Raw genomic sequence first — 4378 nt, 5'->3', positions numbered from 1 at the left:
GACCGACGCCGACCTCGTCGTCGCGGACCACGCCGCCGCCGCAGCGCTCGGGCGCGCGATCGAGGCGACGCCGGCGGCGGCGGCGGCGATCGTCCAATGCCTGCGTGCCGGGGCGGCGCTCGACCCAATGGCTGGGCTGATGCTCGAATCGATCACCCTGGCGGCGTTGCAGGGTAGCGGCGAGCATGCCCGTTGGCTGGACGGTCGTCGATCGCCGGTCCTTGTCGAGCCCGGCACACTCGCGATGACGCGGACCAACGGGATGCTCGACCTGCGCATCGATCGTCCCGCAGCACGCAATGCGATCGACCGCGCGATGCGCGACGCGCTGTTCGACGCCTTCACGCTGGCGGCCATCGATCGCGATATCGCCCGCATCCGGTTGACGGCGACCGGGCGGTGCTTCGGCATCGGCGCCGATCTTGCCGAATTCGGGACGACGCGCGACCCGCTGACCGCGCATCGCATCCGCCTGCGAACGCTACCCGCGTGGCCGTTGCTGCGCCGGCACGGCACGGTCGACGTCCATGTCCAGGGAGCGTGCATCGGCTCGAGTCTCGAGCTCGCGGCGTTCGCCGATCGGCTGACGGCGACATCCGACGCGTGGTTCCAGCTGCCCGAATGCGCGATGGGGATAATGCCGGGGTTCGGCGGCACGGTATCGATCCCGCGCCGTATCGGCCGACAGCGGGCGGCCAAGCTGATGCTATCGGGGCGGCGGATCGGCGCGCGCGCCGCGATGGCGATCGGGCTGATCGATGCGATCGTGGACGATCCGGCCGGCGATGATCGTCGTGTCGACGCGCTCGGCCGATAACGCGGCCCGCGCCACCGACCATGGCGCGTCGAGCAGACACACGTCCGCCACCCCACCAATGGCGACCGTCCGTGTCCGCCGAAGATCGAACGGATCGGCCAGGAACAGGTCGAGCGCAGCCTCGGGCGTCAGCGCCTCGTCCGCGCCGATCGTGGCGCCGTGGGCGGTCCGGCGATCAACCGCGGCTGCCATCGCCGCCCATGGATCGGGATCACCGAACGGCGCGTCCGTTCCCGCTGCCAGGGGCACGCCGTACCGTTTCCAGGTCGCGAGCCGGTAGAGGTCCGGCCAGATATCCTGCGGCAGATCGCACCGATAGGCGTCGCCGCGTTCACGGACGAAGTTCGGTTGCGTCACGACGATCAGCGCAAGGGTCGCGATCTGCTCGATCAGCGCAGGCGGCGCGATCGACGCGTGTTCGATCCGGTCGCCGCCGATGGTTCCCGCCGCGGCGAACGCGGCGAGCGCGAACACCAGTTCGACCTCGGTCACGCAGTGGACCGCAACCGCACGCTGCGCGACATGCGCCACCTTCATATCCGCGATCAACATGTCGTGATCGGGTAGGTGCGCCTCGTGCAGATGCACTTTGAGCGGCCCGAGCGCGACCCCTTGGGAAAGCCCCGCCGCCAGGCGCATCGTACCCGCGAGCACGATCCGCTGCGGCAAGGCGCCTGCCGCATGCTCGCGCGCAAAATGCTCGGCCATCGCCCAATCGTTGGACACCGTCATGTCGGTGATCCCGGTCACGCCAAGGTGTGCCAACTGCTTCCCGATCGCGGCGAACGAAGGCGGCGAGCCGTCCAGTACTCGCCGCAACCACGCGTCGGCATCGACCAATCGCCCGGTCGGGCCGCCAGCGTCGCGCTCCAGTCGGTCGCCGGCATCGGCCGCGCGTCGGTACAGGACGTCGAGCCCTGCGGAGTTGAACACCCACATCCGCCCCGACCGATGCTGCACGCGCACCGGCCGGTCCCGATTGACGCGATCGAGCCAATGCCGGTCGATCATCCCGGCGACGCTTTCGTGATAGCCGATCCCGCGCAGCCAGCCGTCGCCCGCCTGCCCGAGGGCCCCCGCCAACGCGGCGGCGTCCGCGATTTCGGGCGGCCCGCAGCGTATCGACGCCGCCGCCGCCGCGGTCGCGGCAACGTGCAGGTGATGGTCGTGCAGTCCGGGGATGAGGAGCGCGCCGTCGGCGCGGATCACCGTTTCGTCCGCCGGACAGAGGGCGCCGATCTCCACGATCGTTCCGTTGGCGATCCGCACGTCGACGCGGTCGCCGCCGCGCAGTTCGGCGTCGCGGATGAACAGGTCGGGCAGCGTGACCGCGATGACGATCCTCTTTGAGCTCAGCAGCGATTCCCCTAGGGTCGTTGAGCGCAGTCGGCAACGGTCGAGCCGTCCGGGCGGACCGCACGCGAACCGAAGGCCTTCGGGAAAGGTATGCTGCAAAACGATGGGCAAGGAAGCAGACAAGGCGGGAGCGCTGCGGGCGGGGGGAGAGGTTTCGCGTCGCAAGTCGGCATCGACACGTCCGAAGAATCAGGCAGGACGCCCGACTTCGGCAGAACTCGAGCGTCGCAAGGGCCGTGTGATCGAAGTGGCGACCGACCTGTTCGTCGCCCATGGCTATGCCGCGACGTCGCTGGTCGACATCGCGCGACTGGCGGGGGTCGCGACGCGGACGCTGTACCAGCATTTCGGTAACAAGGAGGCATTGCTGCGCGAGGTGATCTTCGCGCGCGATACGGGTGCGTTCTTCCAGCGCCCGCCGATCGTGCCCGGAGATTCCGTGCGCGCGACGCTGCGCAAGACCGCCGCTTACGTCATCGACGTCACCTATCGCCAGCGCTCGGTCGATCTGATGCAGCTGATGATCGCCGAGAGCAAACGTTTCCCCGATCTCACGCGGCAGGTGGCGGTCGCCACGTTCTCGCGTTTCCGCCGAAGTCTCGCCGCGGTCTTCGAGGGCATGGCGGCACGCGGCTTGATCGCTGATGCGGACCATGGCAAGTCGGCATCGCTGTTCCTCGATCTAGTTCTCGGCAGCACGCCGATCATGGCCTACACCGCTTGGGAGCCCGCGCCGCCGACCGCGCTAGAGCTGGACGAAAAGGTCGATCTGTTTACCCGGGGCTGGTTGCGACTCGACTGACCCATCCGTTCGGTTCCATCGGCAAAGAGAGTGGCCCGCAAAAAGCCGGGCTTATCCGCTCGTGCGATACCTTTCGCGTTCGATGGCCGCGTCTCCGATCGTCTGCCTATGGGGGGCAAAACGAATAGACCAAGTGCATGCGATCATTGCGTTCGTCGATCTCCATCTATGCGTTCCTGACCTTGCCGTCCCTGGCATGGGCGGGGTCCGCCGCCGCTCAACAGACCGGTACCGCGGGCGCGGTCAAGCTTCCGCCCGACGCGCCTGGCACCGATACCCCACCCGCCGCGACGCTAGAGACGGCACCTGCGGATGCGACCGCGGCGATGATGGCGATGGTCGCCACGTTCGCGCGGTTCGACGCGTTGAAGCCGCAAGGGCAGACGACCGATCATGACGCCGAAGTCGGCCGCGCGGACGCCGATCTCATGGAAGTCGACGGTCGTGTGGCCGATCTGCGCCATCGCGATGCCGCTGGACCTGTCCGGCATCGGCTTCAGCCTCGCGCCGATCACCAGCATGGGGTCGGCGTCCGGCGCCGCGCGGATTAGAGCGGTTTTCGATCAGTCCGGGTCATATCCACACGATGTGAAGTAATTGGCGCATTCGCGCGGCTGGAAGATGTCGACGAGCCGGCCGATCAGGGCTCACAGCTCGGACACGGTCCGCTCACCGATCTTCCTGAGCATAGCTTTGAGCTTGGAGAAGGCCTTCTTGATGGGGTTGAAGTCGGGGCTGTAGGGCGGGAGGAAGCGCAAGGTTGCGCCAGCCGCTTCGATCGACTCGCACACCGAAGCACGCTTGTGGCTCGACAGATTGTCCATGACGACGACATCGCCGGGCCGCAGCTCGGGGACGAGCACCTGAGTGACATAGGCTTCGAACCAGTCGCCGTTGATCGGCCCGTCGAGCACCATCGGTGCAACCATGCCGGTCATGCGCAGTCCCGCGACCAACGTGGTCGTCTTGCGGTGACCGTGCGGGAAGCCCATCCGCAGGCGCTGGCCCCTGGTGCGGCGGCCATGGCTGCGGGTCATATTGGTCGCGGTCCAGGTTTCGTCGATGAACACGAGCCGCTCGGGATCGAGGTCAAGCTGGTCATCGAACCATTCATGCCGCTGGCTTAAGACGTCGGGGCGGTCCTGCTCGATCGCATGACCAGCCTTTTTTTGCTCGTCATGTCGTGACGAACGAAGAAGCGGTGAAGCCCGGCCACCGAGACGTGCAGGCCGAGCTCGATCAGCGCCAAGCGTAGTTCTTCAAGCGAGATGTCCTTGCGCGCCTCCCACACCGCGAGGATATCTGCTCGCCGCTCCTTGATTCGGCGCGAGCGTATGTCGCCGCCCTGAGCTCGGCTTTGTACGATTACGCAGCGAAGCACAGCGCGTTCGCCATACGGACGA

The 4378-nt window shown here is 67.2% G+C and carries 4 protein-coding genes and 1 pseudogene; 2 read left to right on the top strand and 3 right to left on the bottom strand.

The genetic code is table 11. The annotated features are described in order from the left end of the window. Positions 1–817: enoyl-CoA hydratase/isomerase family protein (locus Q0326_RS17605; protein ID WP_298693032.1), on the top strand; the 817-nt coding region annotated here is incomplete at its 5' end. Here the strand turns inward: Q0326_RS17605 and Q0326_RS17600 are convergent. Further along, a complete protein-coding gene (locus Q0326_RS17600; RefSeq protein ID WP_363304345.1) occupies positions 707–2062 on the bottom strand; it encodes an amidohydrolase family protein in 1356 nt (451 codons plus the stop codon). The genes Q0326_RS17605 and Q0326_RS17600 overlap by 111 nt on opposite strands. A gap of 10 nt (positions 2063–2072) precedes the next feature. Between Q0326_RS17600 and Q0326_RS17595 the strand changes: the two genes are divergently transcribed. After that, the gene (locus Q0326_RS17595; protein ID WP_298693030.1) at positions 2073–2975 is read left to right on the top strand and encodes a TetR/AcrR family transcriptional regulator; all 903 of its coding nucleotides are present in this window, start codon (positions 2073–2075) and stop codon (positions 2973–2975) included. 293 nt (positions 2976–3268) lie between these two features. On the opposite strand, the gene Q0326_RS17590 is transcribed toward Q0326_RS17595, so the two are convergent. Both Q0326_RS17590 and Q0326_RS17585 read right to left on the bottom strand, forming a co-directional pair. Continuing rightward, a complete protein-coding gene (locus Q0326_RS17590) occupies positions 3269–3496 on the bottom strand; it encodes a hypothetical protein (protein ID WP_298693028.1) in 228 nt (75 codons plus the stop codon). A 42-nt stretch (positions 3497–3538) separates the two neighbouring features. Next, positions 3539–4378 (bottom strand): annotated as a pseudogene (locus tag Q0326_RS17585) (IS630 family transposase); the annotation flags it as partial.

Origin of the sequence: uncultured Sphingomonas sp. (genome assembly GCF_937859915.1) — a bacterium.
Taxonomy (GTDB): domain Bacteria; phylum Pseudomonadota; class Alphaproteobacteria; order Sphingomonadales; family Sphingomonadaceae; genus Solisphingomonas.
This window is presented reverse-complemented; position numbering and strand designations above follow the sequence as displayed.